Source organism: Azospirillum humicireducens (assembly GCF_001639105.2).
Classification (GTDB): domain Bacteria; phylum Pseudomonadota; class Alphaproteobacteria; order Azospirillales; family Azospirillaceae; genus Azospirillum; species Azospirillum humicireducens.
Map to the genome: position 1 here is coordinate 1807183 of NZ_CP015285.1, position 18186 is coordinate 1825368.

General features: G+C 68.1%; 14 protein-coding genes. 8 read left to right on the forward strand and 6 right to left on the reverse strand.

Annotated elements, in window-relative coordinates:
• The first annotated feature begins 5 nt into the window (after positions 1-5).
• The 7 genes from murC (at position 6) to lpxC (ending at position 8997) form a co-directional block, all read left to right on the forward strand.
• A complete protein-coding gene (murC, locus tag A6A40_RS08320) occupies positions 6-1424 on the forward strand; it encodes a UDP-N-acetylmuramate--L-alanine ligase (protein ID WP_063634988.1) in 1419 nt (472 codons plus the stop codon).
• A complete protein-coding gene (murB, locus tag A6A40_RS08325; RefSeq protein ID WP_063634989.1) occupies positions 1421-2371 on the forward strand; it encodes a UDP-N-acetylmuramate dehydrogenase in 951 nt (316 codons plus the stop codon). The genes murC and murB overlap by 4 nt, the downstream gene beginning before the upstream one ends.
• Entirely contained in the window at positions 2368-3327 is a 960-nt protein-coding gene (locus tag A6A40_RS08330) for a D-alanine--D-alanine ligase (protein WP_063634990.1), read from the forward strand. Before murB ends, A6A40_RS08330 begins: the two co-directional genes overlap by 4 nt.
• Positions 3312-4274 carry a cell division protein FtsQ/DivIB gene (locus A6A40_RS08335; RefSeq protein ID WP_063634991.1) on the forward strand — a complete coding sequence of 321 codons (963 nt, stop codon included), beginning with the start codon at positions 3312-3314 and terminating at the stop codon, positions 4272-4274. Before A6A40_RS08330 ends, A6A40_RS08335 begins: the two co-directional genes overlap by 16 nt.
• Before the next feature lie 84 nt (positions 4275-4358).
• Entirely contained in the window at positions 4359-5633 is a 1275-nt protein-coding gene (ftsA, locus tag A6A40_RS08340; protein WP_063636178.1) for a cell division protein FtsA, read from the forward strand.
• A gap of 122 nt (positions 5634-5755) precedes the next feature.
• Positions 5756-7672: a cell division protein FtsZ gene (gene ftsZ / locus A6A40_RS08345; protein ID WP_063634992.1), complete on the forward strand. Its 1917-nt coding sequence runs from the start codon at positions 5756-5758 to the stop codon at positions 7670-7672.
• A 389-nt stretch (positions 7673-8061) separates the two neighbouring features.
• Positions 8062-8997 carry a UDP-3-O-acyl-N-acetylglucosamine deacetylase gene (gene lpxC / locus A6A40_RS08350; RefSeq protein WP_063634993.1) on the forward strand — a complete coding sequence of 312 codons (936 nt, stop codon included), beginning with the start codon at positions 8062-8064 and terminating at the stop codon, positions 8995-8997.
• Between the two features lie 266 nt (positions 8998-9263).
• Here the strand turns inward: lpxC and A6A40_RS08355 are convergent, their stop codons facing one another.
• A complete protein-coding gene (locus tag A6A40_RS08355; protein ID WP_063634994.1) occupies positions 9264-9683 on the reverse strand; it encodes a bacteriohemerythrin in 420 nt (139 codons plus the stop codon).
• A 214-nt stretch (positions 9684-9897) separates the two neighbouring features.
• Complete coding sequence (gene ligA, locus A6A40_RS08360; RefSeq protein WP_063634995.1) at positions 9898-12264, reverse strand: NAD-dependent DNA ligase LigA; 2367 nt, start codon at positions 12262-12264, stop codon at positions 9898-9900.
• A 191-nt stretch (positions 12265-12455) separates the two neighbouring features.
• Here ligA and A6A40_RS08365 point away from each other — a divergent pair, with 191 nt between their 5' ends.
• Entirely contained in the window at positions 12456-12992 is a 537-nt protein-coding gene (locus A6A40_RS08365) for a hypothetical protein (protein WP_063634996.1), read from the forward strand.
• A 172-nt stretch (positions 12993-13164) separates the two neighbouring features.
• Here A6A40_RS08365 and guaB read toward each other — a convergent pair whose 3' ends face one another.
• From guaB to A6A40_RS08385, 4 genes are all read right to left on the reverse strand, one after another.
• Positions 13165-14643, reverse strand: coding sequence for an IMP dehydrogenase (gene guaB / locus A6A40_RS08370; RefSeq protein ID WP_063634997.1), 1479 nt, complete (start codon positions 14641-14643; stop codon positions 13165-13167).
• 108 nt (positions 14644-14751) lie between these two features.
• A complete protein-coding gene (locus A6A40_RS08375) occupies positions 14752-15459 on the reverse strand; it encodes an RlmE family RNA methyltransferase (protein ID WP_063634998.1) in 708 nt (235 codons plus the stop codon).
• Positions 15460-15552: 93 nt separating this feature from the next.
• On the reverse strand, positions 15553-16563 hold the full coding sequence (locus A6A40_RS08380) for a Ppx/GppA phosphatase family protein (RefSeq protein ID WP_236783612.1): 1011 nt from the start codon (positions 16561-16563) through the stop codon (positions 15553-15555).
• Positions 16564-16658: 95 nt separating this feature from the next.
• A complete protein-coding gene (locus tag A6A40_RS08385) occupies positions 16659-17786 on the reverse strand; it encodes an ISAs1 family transposase (RefSeq protein ID WP_063634705.1) in 1128 nt (375 codons plus the stop codon).
• Positions 17787-18186: the final 400 nt, after the last annotated feature.

The following is an 18186-nucleotide window of genomic DNA, read 5'->3' on the forward strand; positions in this document are numbered from 1 at the left end:
CTGACATGCGCGCCCTCCCCCTCTCGATCGGCACCATCCACTTCGTCGGCATCGGCGGCATCGGCATGAGCGGCATCGCCGAGGTTCTGCGGAACCTGGGCTATACCGTCCAGGGTTCCGACCTCGCCGAGAACGCCAACGTCAAGCGCCTGCGCGAACTGGGAATCAAGGTGTTCGTCGGCCATCGCGGCGAGAACATCGCCGGCGCCGCCGTGGTCGTCGTCTCCTCCGCGGTCAAGCGCGACAATCCGGAAGTGGTCGCCGCCCGCGCCGCCCTGGTGCCGGTGGTCCGCCGCGCCGAGATGCTCGGCGAGCTGATGCGGCTGAAATGGGCCATCGCCATCGGCGGCACCCATGGCAAGACCACGACGACCTCGATGGTCGGCCACATGCTGGAGCATGCCAACCTCGACCCGACCGTCATCAACGGCGGCATCATCAACGCCTACGGCTCCAACACCCGGCTCGGCACCGGTGACTGGATGGTGGTCGAGGCGGACGAGAGCGACGGCACCTTCGTGAAGCTGCCGGCCTGCATCGCCGTGGTCACCAACATGGATCCGGAGCATCTGGACTTCTACGGCACCTTCGACAACGCGCGGGCCGCCTTCGACAGCTTCGTCCAGAACATCCCCTTCTACGGCTTTGCCGCGCTCTGCATCGACCATCCCGAGGTGCAGGCGATGATCCCGCGCGTGTCGGACCGCCGCATCGTCACCTACGGCTTCTCGCCGCAGGCCGACATCCGCGCGGTGAACGTGGAGCTGGGGCCCGACGGCGCCAAGTACGACGTGCTGATCTATGACCGCCACACCGGCGAGAGCCGCGCCATCGCCGGCGTGCGCCTGCCGATGTACGGGCCGCACAATGTCCAGAACTCTCTGGCCTGCTTCGCGGTCGGCAACGAGATGGGCCTGCCCGACGTGGTGATGCGCGACAGCATGGCCAAGTTCCAGGGCGTGAAGCGCCGCTTCACCAAGACCGGCGAGGCCAACGGCATCACCGTCATCGACGATTACGGCCACCACCCGGTGGAGATCGCCGCGGTGCTGAAGGCCGCGCGCACCGCAGGCACCGGCCGCACCATCGCCGTTGTCCAGCCGCACCGCTACTCCCGCCTGGCCGCCCTGTTCGAAGAGTTCTGCACCTGCTTCAACGACGCCGACGCCGTGATCGTCGCCGACGTCTATGCCGCCGGTGAGACGCCGATCGAGGGCGTCAGCCGCGACAGTCTGGTGGAAGGTCTGCGCATGCACGGCCACCGCCATGTCGTGGCTCTGCAGAACGCGCAGGAGCTGGCGCAGGTCGTGCGCGAGATGGCCAAGCCCGGCGACTTCGTGGTCTGCCTGGGCGCCGGCAACATCACCCAATGGGCGAATGCCCTGCCGGGCGAGCTGTCGGCCCTCTACGGCGCCGGTCGATGACGGCGGCGCCCCGGATGAACGCCCCCGACGGCCATCTGATCCAACGGATGCCCGTCGTGCGCGGCCGGTTGACCGCCGACGCCCCGCTGGCGCCGGTGACGTGGTTCCGCGTCGGCGGCCCGGCGGAGGTGATGTTCCGCCCGGCCGACGCCGACGACCTCGCCGACTTCCTGGCGGCCCTGCCCGCCGAGGTGCCGGTGACGGTGATCGGCGTCGCCTCCAACCTGCTGGTGCGGGACGGCGGTGTGCCGGGCGTCACCATCCGCCTCGGCCGCGGCTTCACCGATATCGCTGCCGACGGCATGACGCTGAACGCCGGGGCGGCGGCGCTCGACCTCAACGTCGCCATGGTCGCCCGAGATGCCGGCATCGCCGGGCTGGAGTTCCTGTCGGGCATTCCCGGCACCATCGGCGGTGCCTTGCGCATGAACGGCGGCGCCTATGGCCGCGAGCTGGCCGATGTGCTGGTCTCCGCCACCGCCGTCGCGCGCGACGGCCGGCGGCTGGAGTTCAGCCATGCCGGCATGGGCTTCACCTACCGCCACAGCGCAGCGCCGGAGGATTGCATCTTCACCGGCGCCATCCTGCGCGGCGAACCCGGCAACCCGCTGGAAATCGCGCGCCGCATGGCCGAGATCTCCGACAAGCGCGCCGACAGCCAGCCGGTCCGCTCGCGCACCGGCGGTTCGACCTTCAAGAATCCTGATGGCCACAAGGCGTGGGAGCTGATCGACCGGGCCGGCTGCCGCGGCCTGTCCATCGGCGACGCCCAGGTCTCGGAAAAGCACTGCAACTTCCTGATCAACAACGGCATGGCCACCGCCGCGCAGCTGGAAGCGCTGGGCGAGGAGGTCCGCCGCCGCGTGTTCGAGACCAGCGGCGTGACGCTGGACTGGGAAATCAAGCGCATCGGCATCCCTGCCGCCGAAGGAAGCACCGCCCAATGACCGAAGCCCTTCTCCACGCCCACAAGAAGCATGTCGCCGTCCTGATGGGCGGCTGGTCGGCCGAGCGCGAGGTGTCGCTGGTCAGCGGTGCCGGCGTCGCCAAGGCGCTGGAAGAGGAAGGCTACCGCGTCACCGCCATCGACGTGCAGCGCGACCTGGGCGGGCTGATGCACGCCCTGACCAACCCGCGCCCCGACGTGGTGTTCAACGCCCTGCACGGCCGCGGCGGCGAGGATGGGACGATCCAGGGCGTGCTGGAGTTCCTGGGTCTGCCCTACACCCATTCCGGCGTCCAGGCCGCGGCCATCTCCATGGACAAGGCGATGACCAAGCGCGTGCTGGACACCGTCGGCATCCGCTCCCCCAAAGGAATGGTGCTGTCCCGTGGGGAGATCGCCGGCGGCGCCCACCCCATGCCGGCGCCCTATATCGTCAAGCCTGTGGACGAGGGCTCGACCGTTGGCGTAACCCTGGTCCGCGAGGGGCAGAACAGCCCGGTCGGCGACGATGGCTCCTTCGGGGGGACCTTTGGGGAGCGCGTGCTGGTCGAGGAGTTCATCCCCGGTCGCGAACTGACCGTGGGCGTCATGGGTGACCGCGCCTTGGCGGTGACCGAGATCGTCTTCCAGGCTCAGGTCTACGACTACACCGCGAAATACAGCGCCGGCCATGCCGTCCACACCATCCCCGCCGCGATCCCCGAGGCCGTGGCGGAGGAGGCGAAGCGACTGGCGGTGCTGGCGCACCACACCCTGGGCTGCCGGGGTGTCTCGCGCAGCGACTTCCGCTGGGATGACAGCCGGCCGGGAACCGACGGGCTGTACTTCCTGGAGATCAACAACCAGCCAGGCATGACGCCCCTGTCGCTGGTGCCCGAGCAGGCTGCGCATGTGGGGATTTCCTACGGCGCACTGGTCGGCTGGCTGGTGGAGAATGCCGCATGTCAGCTCGCCTGATGGCCGACCCGGACTTCCGCGCCGCCGCCGCCGGCGCGCGTGCCCGCGACGAGATGCCGACTCCGCCGCGCGCCATGGCCGCGTCGGCGCAGAAGGGAAAGCGGCGGCGCGCCTGGCCGCGCTGGACCCGTTCGGCCGTCAAGGCGGCGTTGATCCTGGTGCCTGTGCTGGGGTTGACCGCCGCCGCCGGCACGACATGGAAGCGCGGCACCCTGGCCGACACGCTGGACGCGGCGCGGGACAGCGTCATCCAGACCACCGGCGACCTGGGCTTCCGCCTGTCGGAGATCCTGGTGGTCGGCCGCAGCGAGACCGAGCGCGACGCCGTGCTGGACGCGCTGGGCGTGCGGCGGGGCGAGCCGATCCTGTCCATCGACCTCGCCGAGGCCAAGCAGCGGCTGGAAGAGCTTCCCTGGGTGTCGTCGGCCTCCATCGAGCGCCGGCTGCCCGGTTTCCTCTACATCCGCCTGTCGGAACGCCAGCCGATGGCGATCTGGCAGCATGAGCGGCAGTTCACCGTCATCGACCGCGCCGGCCGTCCGCTGGCCGACGCGGCGGAGCTGGCCCGCCGTGGCAACCAGCGCATCGATACGCTGCCCCAGGTGATCGGGGCCAACGCCCCGCAGCAGGTCCACACCCTGCTGTCGGCGCTGGACAGCGCGCCCACGATCGCCCCGATGCTGTCCTCGGCCAGCTGGATCAGCGACCGGCGCTGGAACCTGCAGCTCAGCAATGGCGTGACGGTCAAGCTGCCGGAGGGCACCGCGGAGATGCGCCGCGCCCTTTTGCAGCTGGAGCAGATGCAGACGGCCAGCCATGTGCTGGACCGCGACATCGTTGCCATCGACCTGCGGCTGCCCGGCCGCGCCGCGATCCAGACCTCCGCCACCGCCCAGCTTCCGGGCTGGGAGGATGAGTCGAAGAAGAAGAACGGCAAGAAATCGTAAGGACGGACCGGCGGCGGGCCTTTCCGGGGAAAGCCCGTCGCCGGCAGACAGGAGTAGAGAGGACGTTTGGGGGGCATGTTCGGGATGGGATTCAACGGCGCCAAGAAGCCGAAGCGGCCGGCCCGTGGCGGAATCGTCACGGCGCTCGACGTCGGCTCGACGAAGGTGTGCTGCGTCATCGCGCGGATGGAGGAGCCCGGCTCCCTCCGCGTGATCGGCGTCGGCCACCAGATCGCCACGGGCATCCGCGCCGGGACCATCATCGACATGGAGGCGGCGGAAACCTCGATCGGCGCCGCCGTGCATGCCGCCGAGCAGATGGCCGGCGAGACGGTGCACGACGTCGTCGTCAACCTGTCGATGGGCCAGCCGCGCTCCCACGCCTTCACCGCCACGGTCCCCGTCTCCGGCCAGGAGGTGACGGAAGGCGACATCCGCCGCGCCATGGCCCATGCCCGCACCCTGCAGGCCGGCCCCGATCAGGCGCTGATCCACACCATCCCGCTGGGCTTCAGCCTGGACGGCAGCCGCGGCATCCGCGATCCCAAGGGGATGAGCGGCCATTCGCTGGGCGCCCAGCTGCATGTCGTCACCGCGGCGGCCGGCGCCATCCGCACACTGCACGCCTGCATCGCACGCTGCCACCTGAACATCGAGTCCATCGTGGTCAGCCCCTTCGCCTCCGGCCTCGCCTGTCTGGTGGAGGACGAGATGGAGATGGGAGCGGCCTGCGTCGACATCGGCGGCGGCGGCACCACCATCTCGATCTTCGCCGAGGGCAATCTGGTCTGGACCGGCTTCGTGCCATTGGGCGGCCGGCATGTCACCAACGACATCGCCCACGGGCTGGCCACGCCGCTGGTCCATGCCGAACGGCTGAAGGTGCTCTACGGCAGCGCCAGGGTGAACCCGGCCGACGAGCGCGAGATGATCGAGGTGCCGCAGATCGGTGAGGACGAGCGCAGCGGCAGCGGCACCGCCAGCCACCCGCGCTCCTTCCTGGTCAGCATCATCCAGGCGCGGATGGAGGAAATCTTCGAGGAGGTGCGCAGCGCCATCGAGCAGTCGGGCCATGCCCGGCTGGTCGGCCGGCGCGTCGTGCTGACCGGCGGCGCCAGCCAGCTGCCGAACACGCGCGACATGGCCGCCCCGATCCTGGACAAACAGGTCCGCATCGCCCGCCCGACCCGGATCGCCGGCCTCAACGAGGCGCATGGCGGGCCGGCCTTCGCGACGGTCGCGGGCCTTCTGCTACACGCCGTCCGCAACCCGACGGAGCTGATGGTGACCGGCCACGAGGCGGTCGCGTCCACCGGGCTCATCGGCCGCGTCGGCCTGTGGCTGCGGGAGAATCTGTAGATGATCCTTCCCGTCGCCATCCACCGATTCCCGAACGGACAGACACCGGACACAACCGGGCGCCGGTCGCGGCATATCGAACATCAAACCGAACGAAAACAGGTTGTGGAGGCCTGAACACAATGATCAACGTGACCATTCCCCAGATCGAGCCCGAACTGAAGCCGCGCATCACCGTCTTCGGCGTCGGCGGTGCCGGCGGCAACGCCGTCAACAACATGATCAAGTCGAACCTGGAGGGCGTGGACTTCGTCGTCGGCAACACCGACGCGCAGGCTCTGAAGGGTTCGCTGTGCGAAAAGCGCATCCAGCTGGGCACCGGCACCACCCGCGGCCTCGGCGCCGGCTCCAAGCCGGATGTCGGACGCGCCTCGGCCGAGGAGCAAATCGACGAGATCGTCCAGTATCTCGAAGGCTCCAACATGGTGTTCATCACCGCCGGCATGGGCGGCGGCACCGGCACCGGTGCGGCACCGGTCATCGCGCGCGCGGCCCGCGAACGCGGCATCCTGACCGTCGGCGTCGTCACCAAGCCCTTCCATTTCGAGGGCGGCCATCGCATGCGGCTGGCCGAAGGCGGCATCGCCGAGCTGCAGCAGTATGTCGACACCCTGATCATCATTCCGAACCAGAACCTGTTCCGCATCGCCAACGAGAAGACGACCTTCGCGGACGCCTTCAAGATGGCCGACGACGTTCTGCATTCGGGCGTGCGCGGTGTCACCGATCTGATGGTGATGCCCGGCCTGATCAACCTGGACTTCGCCGACATCCGGTCCGTCATGACCGAGATGGGCAAGGCGATGATGGGCACCGGCGAGGCCAGCGGCGAGCGCCGCGCCATCGAAGCCGCCGAGGCCGCCATTTCCAACCCGCTGCTGGACGACGTGTCGATGAAGGGTGCCCGCGGCGTCCTCATCAACATCACCGGCGGCTACGACATGACCCTGTTCGAGGTCGACGAGGCCGCCAACCGTGTCCGTGACGAGGTCGATCCCGACGCCAACATCATCTTCGGTTCGACCTTCGACAGCTCGCTGGACGGCGTGATGCGCGTATCGGTCGTCGCCACCGGCATCGATGCCGCGGCGATGAGCAACCCGCGTACCCTGCATCCGGTCAACCTGTCGCTCGTCCCCGGCGACCGCGCCAAGAAGCCGGCCGCTCCCGGCAACCTGACCGGCGCGCCGGTCGCTGCCCCGGCCTCGGCGATCCCGAGCGCCGCCGCCGGCCTGCGCACCCCGCAGCCGGTGACGGCCGGCGCTGCCGCGATCCAGCATGACCCGGCCCAGCAGCACGCTCCTCAACAGGGAGAGACGCCGAAGCCCGCCGCCGGTCCGCTGCACGGCGAGAACCAGGGCGGCCATTTCTTTGCGCCGAAGCCGGCCGACGCCGGTCCGCGCCAGCCGGTGACCGTCGGCGCCGCGCCGCTGGCCGCCCCCCAGCCGCAGCAGCATGCCGCCCAGCAGCATGCGCCGCAGGCTCACCAGCAGCAGCCGCAGTTCCAGCCGCAACCGCAGCAGGCCCCGGCGGCCCAGCAGCATCACCACCATCCCGCCCCGCAGGCCCACCAGCCGCATCCGGGCGGCCTCTCGGTCGGCCCGGCACCGGCGCCGGCCCCCGCTCCGGAGCCGGCACCGGCCCGCAAGGGCAACTTTCTGTTCGGCCTGGTGACCGGCCTCGGCCGCAAGTCGGAGCCGGTGCCCCCGCCGGCCCCGCAGCCTGCGCCCCAGGCCTACCAGCCGCAGCCGGCTCCGCAGCAGTACCAACCGGCCCCGCAGGGCTATCCGCAGCAGCAGCCGACTTACCCGCAGCAGCCGCAGGCACCCCAGGCCTATCAGCCGGCCCCGTCCTACCCGCCGGCCCCACAGCAGGCGCCGGTCTATCCGCAGCAGCAGACGGCTCCGCAGCAGGCCCCGCAGGCGCCTGGCTATCCGGCCGCTCCGCAGCAGATGGCCCCGGCCCCGCGTGCCGATGCCAAGCCGGGCGATCAGGAGGAACTGGACATCCCGGCCTTCCTGCGCCGTCAGGCGAACTGAGCACCCACCGTTCCGGACCGCCGCGACATTTTTCGCGGCGGTCGGCCGATCCCGGCGAAAGCCGGAGATAACCGCCGTCGCCGCAGCCTCCCAATCGCGGCGCCGGCGGCTCCACAACCTGACCGAACCTCTCGGACCCCGGAACGCCCCCGTGCGTTTCCGGGGATTTTTTGTTGCATCACTATTGTGCGTATATCCGATTGTTTGCAATTCTCGCCTCTTTTGCCCTGCAACAAACGGTAACAATGAGTGATTTGCCGATTTCCGAGGCCGGGTGTTACCTATGAGCATGGTCGAAAGCGAAAGCAGCCGACGCGATGATCTTACAAGATCATGTGGCGCTGCATCGCCGGGAACCTCCCCTTCATGACCAAGATGGAAAAGACATCGTGGCCAACAATCGCAGCAACGCGGACGGCATGTTCCAGCAGACCCTGAAGAAGTCGGTGACGATTGCCGGCGTCGGTCTGCATTCGGGCGTCATCGTCACGCTGACGATTTCGCCGGCCGATGCGAATTCCGGGATCACCTTCCATCGCACCGACATCCGTGGCGCCGCCGCCGTCATTCCGGCGCGTTGGGACACGGTGGTGGACACCCGCCTGTGCACCGTGATCGGCAACGAACATGGCACCACCGTCGGCACGATCGAGCATCTAATGTCCGCGCTGGCCGGCTGCGGCATCGACAATGCCGTCGTTTCGCTGGACGGCATCGAGGTGCCGATCATGGACGGCAGCGCCGCCCCCTTCGTCGCCGCCATCGAGCAGGCCGGCATCGCCGTGCAGAAGGCTCCGCGCCGCGTCATCCGCATCCTGAAGCCGGTCGTCATCGGTGACGGTGTGAAGAGCGCGTCCTTCACCCCCGACGACGCCACGACCTACAGCTTCGAGATCGATTTCGACAGCGCCGCCATCTCCCGTCAGGCGCATGCGTTGGAGATCGACACGGACAGCTTCAAGGACGAGATCAGCCGCGCCCGCACCTTCGGCTTCCTGCACGAGGTCGAGGGGCTGCGCAAGATGGGCCTCGCCCGCGGCGGCTCGCTCGACAACGCGGTGGTCATCTCCGGCGACACGGTGCTGAATGCCGATGGCCTGCGCTTCAGCGACGAGTTCGTGCGTCACAAGATCCTGGACGCCGTCGGCGACCTGTATCTGGCCGGTGCGCCCATCGTCGGCCATTTCCACGGCGTCCGTTCCGGCCATGCCCTGAACAACCAGCTGCTGCGCGCCCTGTTCGCCGACCGCAGCGCCTGGCGCTACGAGACGGCCGTGTCGCTGCCGGTCGCGCGCCGCGGCCTGGAGCAGTTGGCGGTCGCCTGACCACCGCGGGTTTTCGATCAGCCCGGTTTTCGATTGGGTTTGCCCCTGCCCTCCCCTCTCGGGGAGGGCTTTTTCTTTGTGCGGACTCCCCTCCCCCGCCAGCGGGGAGAAACCTGCAAAAAAGAAAGCGCCCTCCCCTCTTGGGGTGGGCGCCGGTTGCAGTCTCATCGCACTTTAGAATTTTCGAGTTGTTTCAGTATTTTAAGTAATTTTCTTTAGATGGCGCTTCGGGAGTGCTCCTTGCCGCGATGGGAAAGGGAGCGCCCCTACCCCGCCACAGCCAGTTCCGCCTCACTGCCGGCGTACTCGCCGAAGCGGGTGTCTTCCTTCAGGATGTGCTTGCCGAGCCAGTCGGAGCAGAAGAGGAAGACCTCCTCGCCGCTGATGGACCCGCCATTGGCCCGAAAGTCGTCGCGATAGCTTTCGACCTGCCGGGTCAGCCGGTCGTGCAATGCCTTGTGCGCGGCGAAGGTCGGGTAGTTCAGGCGCTGCATCTGCGCCTCCTCCTCCGCGAAATGATGCCGGGTGTAGGCGATCAGCTCGTCCAGGATCGCTTCGATCAGGGCGGGGTCCTGGCGGCTGGCCTCGTCATACAGCTTGTTGACGATGGCGATCAGGACTCGGTGATCCTCGTCGAGCGCGTCATTGCCCACGCTCATCCAGCGCGACCATTGAATCGGTTCCATGGCGTTTCCTTCGTCCCCCATCGTTGGGTGCCGGCAGACGGATGCGGGCGTTGACCGCCCGTCGATACCGCCCCGGTCCGGGGTCGGTCCGCCTGTCCGGCATGGTTTCGCTACTGCCTATAAGCCTTTTCTGATTCCACTCTTCCCATCCCCGCCCGTCAACCAGAGCGGACGGGGATGCGACATTTTGGCAAGCTGCGGCGGCACTGCCGGGTCAACCGCCGATCTTGGCCAGCCATTCCTCCTCGGTCAGGATCTCGACGCCCAATTCCTTGGCCTTGGCCGCCTTGCTGCCGGCATCGGCCCCGGCGACCAGATAATCGGTCTTGCCGGAAACCGAGCCGGCAACCTTGGCACCCAGCGATTCCGCCCGCGCCTTCGCCTCGGACCGCGTCATCCGCTCCAGCGTGCCGGTGAAGACCACCGTCTTGCCGGCGATGGGGGAGTTGCTGGCCTTCGGCACCTCCGCCTCCAGCACGGTCAGCCGCTGGGCCAACTCCCCGACGATGACGAGATTGCGGTCCTCGGCGAAGAAACCGGCCAGTTCCTCCGCCGCCACCTCGCCGACGTCCGGCGTGGCGACAAGGTCGAGCCAGGGCCGCCCCGGCGCCTGCGCCACCGCCCGCTCCATCGCCGCCCGCCAGTCGGCGAGAGTGCCGTACCGGGTGGCCAGCGCCTGGGCGGCGCGCGTGTTCAGCCGCTTGATGCCGAGCGAGCCGATGATCGTCTCCAGCCGCAGCGCTTCGCTGCCCGCATAGAAATCCAGCTTGGCGGCGCTCTCCGCATCGGCGAACCAGGCCAGGATGGTGTCGGCGGTGACCGGGCCGACTCCGTTCAACGCGTGCAGATCGCGCCATTCCTGACCGGGCATCGCCCGCTCCGCCGCCCGCATGCCATCGACCCACCCCTGCATCGTCCGGTATTGGCGGGCCAGAGACTTGGCCGTCACCTCGCCGACATGGCGGATGCCGAGGGCGTAGATCACCCGGTGCAGGTCGATGCCATCGCGACGTTCGTTGATCGCCTTGAACAGGTTCTGGACCGACTTCTCCTTCCAGCCTGGCCGGCCGATCAGTTCGACCCGGCCTTCAAGGGTGAAAATGTCAGCCGGCGACTTGATGAAGCCCTCGTCCCAGAACTCCTCGATGATCTTCTCGCCCAGCCCCTCGATGTCGAAGGCGTCGCGCGAGACGAAGTGGCGGAGCCGCTCCTTCGCCTGCGCCGCGCAGATCAGGCCGCCGGTGCAGCGCCGCACCACTTCGCCCGCCTCGCGGATGGCGAGGCTGCCGCAGACCGGGCAGGTCTCCGGCGCGACATAGGGCACGGAGTCGGCCGGGCGTTGCGACAGCACCACCTCCACCACCTGCGGGATGACGTCGCCCGCCCGCTGGACGACCACGAGGTCGCCGACGCGGATGTCCTTGCGGGCGATCTCGTCCTCGTTGTGCAGGGTGGCGCGGCTGACCACGACGCCGCCGACGGTGATGTCCTCCAGCTCCGCGACAGGCGTCAGCGCCCCGGTGCGGCCGACCTGGATGGTGATCGCCTTCAGCCGCGTCTGCGCCTGTTCGGCCGGAAACTTGTGGGCGATGGCCCAGCGCGGCGCCCGGCTGACAAAGCCGAGGCGCTGCTGAAGCTCCAGGCTGTCGACCTTGTAGACGACGCCGTCGATGTCGAAGGGCAGGCCGGCGCGGCGGCGGCCGATGCCGTCGTAATAGGCCAGCAGCTTGTCCTTGCCGTCGCACAGCTCCGCCGGCCGGTTCAACTGGAAGCCCCATCCTTTCAGCCGCTCGCGGATGCCCCATTGGGTTTCGGCAATCGGCTCCGACACCTCGCCCAAGGCATAGCCGAAGAAGCAGAGCGGCCGGGACGCGGTGATCGACGGGTCGAGCTGGCGCAGGCTGCCGGCCGCCGCGTTGCGTGGATTGGCGAACAGCTGCTCACCCTTTTCGGCGCGGGCGGCGTTCATCGCCAGGAAGTCCTCGCGGTTCATATAGACCTCGCCGCGGACCTCCAGCACGGCGGGAAAGGGAGCCGGCAGGCGGTGCGGCACGTCGCGGATGGTGCGGACGTTGGCGGTAACGTTCTCGCCCTCCGCCCCGTCGCCGCGGGTGGCGGCGAGCACCAGTTCGCCCTTCTCGTAGCGCAGCGAGCAGGACAGCCCGTCGATCTTCGGCTCCGCCACGAAGGTCAGCGGTGCGTCGTCGGACAGGCCGAGGAAACGACGGACGCGGGCATCGAACTCGGCCACATCCTCGGCCGCGAAGGCGTTGCCCAGCGACAGCATGGGGATCGCGTGCCGCACCTTGCCGAAGCCGGCGGCCGGGGCGGCGCCGATCCGCAGGCTGGGCGAATCGGCACGTCGCAGCTCGGGGAAGCGCGTCTCGATGGCGAGGTTGCGGCGGACCAACCCGTCATAGTCGGCGTCGGAGATCTCCGGCTGGTCCTGCTGGTGATAGAGCCGGTCGTGATGAGCGATCTCGGCGGCCAGCGCCGCCAGGTCCGCCGCCGCCTGATCCGGCGTCAGCGCCTCGACATCGATGCTGCGGGGATTGGGCGGCGTGTCGAACAGGTCCTGCATGGCGCGTCTCATGACGAATCGGGGGCGTCCCGCGGAGGCTTCCGGGGAGGGCGGCGCAGGATAGCGCCTGGGGAGCGGTTTCGGGAGTCTTCAGGACCGGGTGCCATGCCGCCGCATTTCGGCATCGGGGCGACGGCCGGCCGGAGTGCCTATATACTGACGGGCACATCTTTTCGGAGTCCGCCTGCCTGATGAGCAAAGCCCATCTCCCGGACCTGCGCATCGACGACCGCATGATCGTCGCCGCTGCTCTGGACCGCATCCTCTATGACGATCCCGACCATTTCGCGGCGGAGGACGCCCGTGCCGTGCGCCGCCTGATCCCTTACGGCCGTTCCGGCTGGCTGCGGCTGGGCTTCCGGGCCGAGACCCAGGGCCCCTCTATGAAGGGCGAGGCCGCCGGGGTCGGCGACGTGCGGATGGAAGGCGACAAGAAGGTGGTGGAGGGCAGCGTCGGCGAATCGACGGCTTGGCGCTGCGGTCAGTACAAGATCACCAACCATGGCGGCGACCTGGAAATCTGGCAGGTGATGAGCGACGAATACGCGCCGGAGCCGAAGGGTGCCCGGTTGGAGTTCGACGCGCATGGCGAGCCGGAACGTCTGACCTTCTTCCAACCGCGGGACATCGAACTGCGCATTCCCTTCACCAGCCTTGCTGTCGGCGTGCGGCTGGGCGGGTGGCAGTTCTGGAAGCAGGTGGCTGAGGGGGCGGGCGCCGTAGGCTGAAGTTCTGCTTCGAGTGCCCCCTCCCCATCCCTCCCCCGCGTTCCGCGGGAGAGGGGGTAGGACGCTTGGCGAGACTTATGTAAAAGACAGCGGCAGTCCCCTCTCCTACAGAAGGTGGGGGAGGGTCAGGGAGGGGGGCATTCGTCAGCCGACGCCTACCCCCAACCTCACCTCAGCCCTGCCGGTAGTTCGGCGATTCGTTGGTGATGGTGATGTCGTGGACGTGGCTTTCGCGCAAGCCCGCGTTGGTAATGCGGACGAACTGGCACTTCTCGCGCATCTCGGCGATGGAGGCGCTGCCGGTGTAGCCCATGGCCGCGCGCAGGCCGCCGACCAGCTGGTGGATGACCGCCGACACCGGCCCCTTGTAGGGGACGCGGCCCTCGACGCCTTCCGGCACCAGCTTCATGGTGGAAACCTCCTGCTGGAAGTAACGATCCGCCGAGCCGCGCGCCATGGCGCCGACCGAGCCCATGCCGCGATAGCTCTTGTAGGAACGGCCCTGGAACAGGATGACCTCGCCCGGGCTCTCGTCGGTGCCGGCAAACAGGCTGCCCAGCATGGCGACGCTGGCACCGCCGGCAATGGCCTTGGCCAGATCGCCCGAATACTTGATGCCGCCGTCGGCGATCACCGGAATGCCGTGCTTCTCGCACTCCTCCACCACATCCATCACCGCGGTCAACTGCGGCACGCCAACCCCGGCGATGATGCGGGTGGTGCAGATGGAGCCCGGACCGATGCCGACCTTGACGGCGTCCGCACCGGCGTCGATCAGCGCCCTGGCCGCCTCGGCAGTGGCGACGTTGCCGGCGATCACCTGGGTATAGCCGGACATGGCGCGGGCGGCGCGGACCTGCTCCAGCACCTTGGCGGAGTGGCCGTGCGCGGTGTCGACCACCAGCACGTCGACGCCGGCATCGAACAGGGCCTCGGCACGGGCCAGACCGTCATTGCCGGTGCCGGTGGCGGCGGCGACGCGCAGGCGGCCCTTGCTGTCCTTGCAGGCGTTCGGATAGGCCTGCGCCTTCTCGATGTCCTTGACGGTGACGAGGCCGATGCAGCGGTAATCCTCGTCGACGACCAGCAGCTTCTCGATGCGGTGCTGGTGGAGCAGGCGCTTGCCTTCCTCCTGGCTGACGCCCTCGCGGACGGTCACCAGCTCCTTGGTCATCAGTTCGCTGACCGGCTGCTTGGGATCGGTCGCGAAGCGGACATCGCGGTTGGTCAGCATGCCGACCAGCTTGCCGCTGCCGAGCTGGTCGCGGCTCTCGACCACCGGGATGCCGGAGATGCGGTAGTCGGCCATCAGCTGCAGCGCGTCGGCCAGGGTGGCGTTCGGCGTGATGGTGATCGGGTTGACGACCATGCCCGATTCGAACCGCTTGACCTTGCGGACCTCTTCGGCCTGCTGCTCGATGGTCAGGTTGCGGTGGACGACGCCGATGCCGCCGGCCTGGGCCATGGCGATGGCAAGCCGACTCTCGGTCACCGTATCCATCGCTGAGGACATCAGGGGGATGCCCAGTTCGATGGTCTTCGTCAATCTTGTCCGGGTGTCCACGTCGTTCGGCAGGACCGAGCTCTCGGCCGGAACCAGCAGCACGTCGTCGAATGTCAGGGCCTCGCGGATTTTGGTGTCGCGCGCCATGTGTCTAATCTCCCGGAAGATAAACGTGGCGCACTTATACACAAGACCATGGGCTTGTGAACCCGTGCGCACACAGCATCTGTTATGCAAGTGCGAAAAGAGTCGTAGTCAGTCGTTCACGTTGCCGCCGCGGAAGCCGGTGGCGACGACGTAGGTCTCCGACGACTCCGCACGGCTGGCCGGCGGCTTGGCGTGCTTGACCACGGCGAAGTCGCGCCGCAGCCGGTCGAGCAGCGAACGCTCCGCCCCGCCCTGGAACAGCTTGGCGACGAAGGCGCCGCCGGGAGCGAGCACCTCCTCGGCGAAGTCGTAGGCGGCCTCGGCCAGCCCCATGATGCGCAGATGGTCGGTCTGCTGGTGGCCGGTGGTGGGCGCGGCCATATCGCTCAGCACCAGATCGGCCGGGCCGCCCAGCGCTTCCTTCAACGCCTCAGCGGCCCCCTCCTCAAGGAAGTCGGCCTGCATGGTGGTGGCGCCGGGGACCGGGTCCATCGGAAGGATGTCGAGCCCGACGACCTTCCAGCCGTCCTTGGCGGTCTGCACCTTCTCCACAGCGATCTGCGTCCAGCCGCCGGGGGCGGCGCCGAGATCGACCACGCGCTTGCCGGGGCCGAGCAGGCGGAACTTCTCGTCCAGCTGCAGCAGCTTGAAGGCGGCGCGCGAACGGTAGCCGCGCTTGGTCGCCTCGGCCACATAGGGGTCGTTCAGGTGGCGCTCCAGCCAGCGCTTGGAGGATTCCGTGCGCTTGCCGGCGGTCTTCACACGGACCGTGGCACGGCGCCCGCCCGGGCGCGTCGACGGAGTCTTTTCGGTCATGATCGCTGCAGTTCCTCGGTCATCCGGCACGGGCGGGGAACCGTCTCCCCTGCCCCGCCTATATAAGTCCGGCCGCTCGCCGGCCAAATCCGGTCACTCGCCGGCGGCCCCCATCAGGTCCACCAGAATCCCTTCGCGCAGGCCGCGGTCGGCGATCCGCAGCCGTTCCACCGGCCAGACATCGCACAGCGCGTCCAGGACGGCGCAGCCGGCGACCACCAGATCGGCGCGGTCCTGCCCGATGCAGGGATGGCGGGCGCGGCCGTCGAAATCCTGGGAGACCAGATGGTCGATCACCGTGCGGGCATGGTCCACGCGCAGATAGCTGCCGTCCACCGCCCGGCGGTCGTAGCGGCAGAGGCCAAGATGCACGCCGGCCAGCGTCGTCACCGTGCCGGAGGTGCCCAGCATCTGCACCTTGCCGGCAGCGATGCTCTCCTGAATACGGTTGCGCGCCTCGAACGGGGCGATGGCGTCGGCCACGGCCTCCACCATCCGGTCATAGTTGGCGCGGGTGACGTTGGGGCCGCCATATTCCTCGGTCAGGCCGATCACGCCGCAGCGGATGGAGGTCTGGTCCAGCAGGCGCGGCACCCGCCCCTTCTCCACCGCCAGCCACATCAACTCGGTAGAGCCGCCGCCGATGTCGAACACGATGGCATAGGGGTGCGTCGGCTCCAGCAGGGCGGCGCAGCCGGCAAGCGCCAGCCGCCCTTCCTCCTGGCTGGAGATGATCTCCAGCGCAATGCCGGTCTCGCGCTCCACCGCCTCGACGAAGGCGGTGCCGTTGGCGGCGCGGCGGCAGGCCTCCGTCCCCACGGCGCGCACGGATGTCACCCCGCGCCGTTCGATCTTGGAGCCGCAGACCCGCAGAGCCGCAATGGTGCGTTCCATCGCCGGCTCCGACAGATGGTCGTTGCGGGTCAACCCCTCGCCCAGCCGGACGATGCGGGAAAAGGCGTCGATGACGCGAAAACCGCCCGGTGCGGATTTGGCGATCAGCAGCCGGCAATTGTTGGTGCCAAGGTCCAGAGCGGCGAAGACCGGGCGCGCCAGCGCCGACGAACGCAACCGTCCGGTGTCGTTCTGCCGTTCGCTTTGCACCTGTAGATCCACGTACCGTCCCCGCTGCGCCTAAAGAGCGGAGTGTAACCCGGATCGCGGTCCCGCGGGAACCCCTCTCGGCCCCGATCCCAGGGTTATCGCATTTGCCCAAGGATGGATCTGGCGAAGTCGTCGGACCATCCTGAGCGTTTGCGCTTGCGGCGGACGGAGACGTCGGGGCGGGCGCGGTTGAGGACGTTGAGGGCGAGTTTGCGCAGGGTAGCGAGGTTTTCCGGGCCGTGATCCTTGCGGTTTCTGGCGCGGTCCTCGTCGAAGGTAACGTCGAGAACCCAGTGGAGGCCGTTCTCCACCGACCAGTGTGCCCGAGCGGCGTTGAGGTACTCTTCGGCGCCAAGCGGTCGCGAGGCGAGGTGATAGTGGCGGGTGACGGTGGTTTTGCCATTGCGTTCGACGGCGGCCTCGATCATGCCCAGGCAGGCCATGTCGGGGAGCAGAGCCGGTTCCGAGCAAGCCGACTTGGGACCGCGCAGCCAACTCAGGTCATGGCTGACCCAAGCCCGGCGGGTCTCGATACGGCCGTGATCGGCATCGGTGGTTTCGTACGTATTCAATTCGGCCAGCGTCAGCGGATCGGCGAAATAGTCCACCACCATGCCATGCAGGGCGGGGTGGTTGGCCTTGAGCCGCAGAAGGTAGTCGCCCCCTTGGTCGCGAATGATGCGCGCGGTGTCCATTTGGCAATGGATGGCGTCGGCGGTCACCAGCCATCCCGTCAGGTCCATGCATCCCAGCAAGGCCCGCGCCGCCACGATCTCGCTGTCGCCCTCGGCCACCCGGAAGCTCTGCTGGCCCACCACCACGCGCGTGGCCGAGGCGAACGCCGTGACCACTGCCAGCGGGTTGGCGCGCGCCGCGTCGTCGAAGGAGCGGCGTAGCGTCTTGCCGTCGATGGCGAGCACGCCCGCGCCTGCCGTCCCCAACTCGTCCAGAAACCGCCCGAAGCACGCCGCAAAGGCGGCCGGATCGAGAAGCCGGAAGATCCGCGAGAATGTGTCGTGGCTCGGAATCCCGTTCTCCAGACGCAGGAAGTCCCGGAACAAAGCCTCCCGGTCCACCGCAAAATCGGCAAAGTCCGAACAGCTCTCAGCCCCGCAGATCGACGCCGTCAGCGCGATCGTGAGAACCTCCAGGAGGTCGTGCCGCTTGGCATTCCCCGTGCGAGGGTCCGGTAAAGCGGCAAACACCTTGGCGTACCACGACATCGGGGGCTCCTTCTCTGACCAACAGAGCCTCCCTACTGAATCCATTTCAGCTCGCCGCGCTACCCTCTTTTCTCAAATGCGATTCCCCTGGCCCCGATCCTGCCGCCGACGCCCCGCAGGTCACATCTGCGCCGGTTGCCGGGCCAAACAAAAACCCTCGCTCCGATGTGGAGCGAGGGTTTTCGCATCGGGCATCTACGGCCCGCATGATGGCGCCAGTCAGGCGAATGAATTCGGAACTGAAATCTCAGTTGTCTTGGCCGACCAAATCGGCATGATCACGTAAGCGCCGGTGGAGTCATGATCTTACTCACCCTCCCTGGTATCGGTTTTTACTGCTCCGCCCAAGCCATCCGCTTGTGCGGTTAGGCGTTTCCGAACTTCGCTCACTTCACCTCGA

Bases quoted from the DNA above. Each gene is read 5' to 3' on its own strand.
- murC (WP_063634988.1), top strand. From the start codon at position 6: ATGCGCGCCCTCCCCCTCTCGATCGGCACCATCCACTTCGTCGGCATC.
- murB (WP_063634989.1), top strand. From the start codon at position 1,421: ATGACGGCGGCGCCCCGGATGAACGCCCCCGACGGCCATCTGATCCAA.
- A6A40_RS08330 (WP_063634990.1), top strand. From the start codon at position 2,368: ATGACCGAAGCCCTTCTCCACGCCCACAAGAAGCATGTCGCCGTCCTG.
- A6A40_RS08335 (WP_063634991.1), top strand. From the start codon at position 3,312: ATGTCAGCTCGCCTGATGGCCGACCCGGACTTCCGCGCCGCCGCCGCC.
- ftsA (WP_063636178.1), top strand. From the start codon at position 4,359: ATGGGATTCAACGGCGCCAAGAAGCCGAAGCGGCCGGCCCGTGGCGGA.
- ftsZ (WP_063634992.1), top strand. From the start codon at position 5,756: ATGATCAACGTGACCATTCCCCAGATCGAGCCCGAACTGAAGCCGCGC.
- A6A40_RS08355 (WP_063634994.1), bottom strand. From the start codon at position 9,683: ATGGAACCGATTCAATGGTCGCGCTGGATGAGCGTGGGCAATGACGCG.
- ligA (WP_063634995.1), bottom strand. From the start codon at position 12,264: ATGCAGGACCTGTTCGACACGCCGCCCAATCCCCGCAGCATCGATGTC.
- A6A40_RS08365 (WP_063634996.1), top strand. From the start codon at position 12,456: ATGAGCAAAGCCCATCTCCCGGACCTGCGCATCGACGACCGCATGATC.
- guaB (WP_063634997.1), bottom strand. From the start codon at position 14,643: ATGGCGCGCGACACCAAAATCCGCGAGGCCCTGACATTCGACGACGTG.
- A6A40_RS08375 (WP_063634998.1), bottom strand. From the start codon at position 15,459: ATGACCGAAAAGACTCCGTCGACGCGCCCGGGCGGGCGCCGTGCCACG.
- A6A40_RS08385 (WP_063634705.1), bottom strand. From the start codon at position 17,786: ATGTCGTGGTACGCCAAGGTGTTTGCCGCTTTACCGGACCCTCGCACG.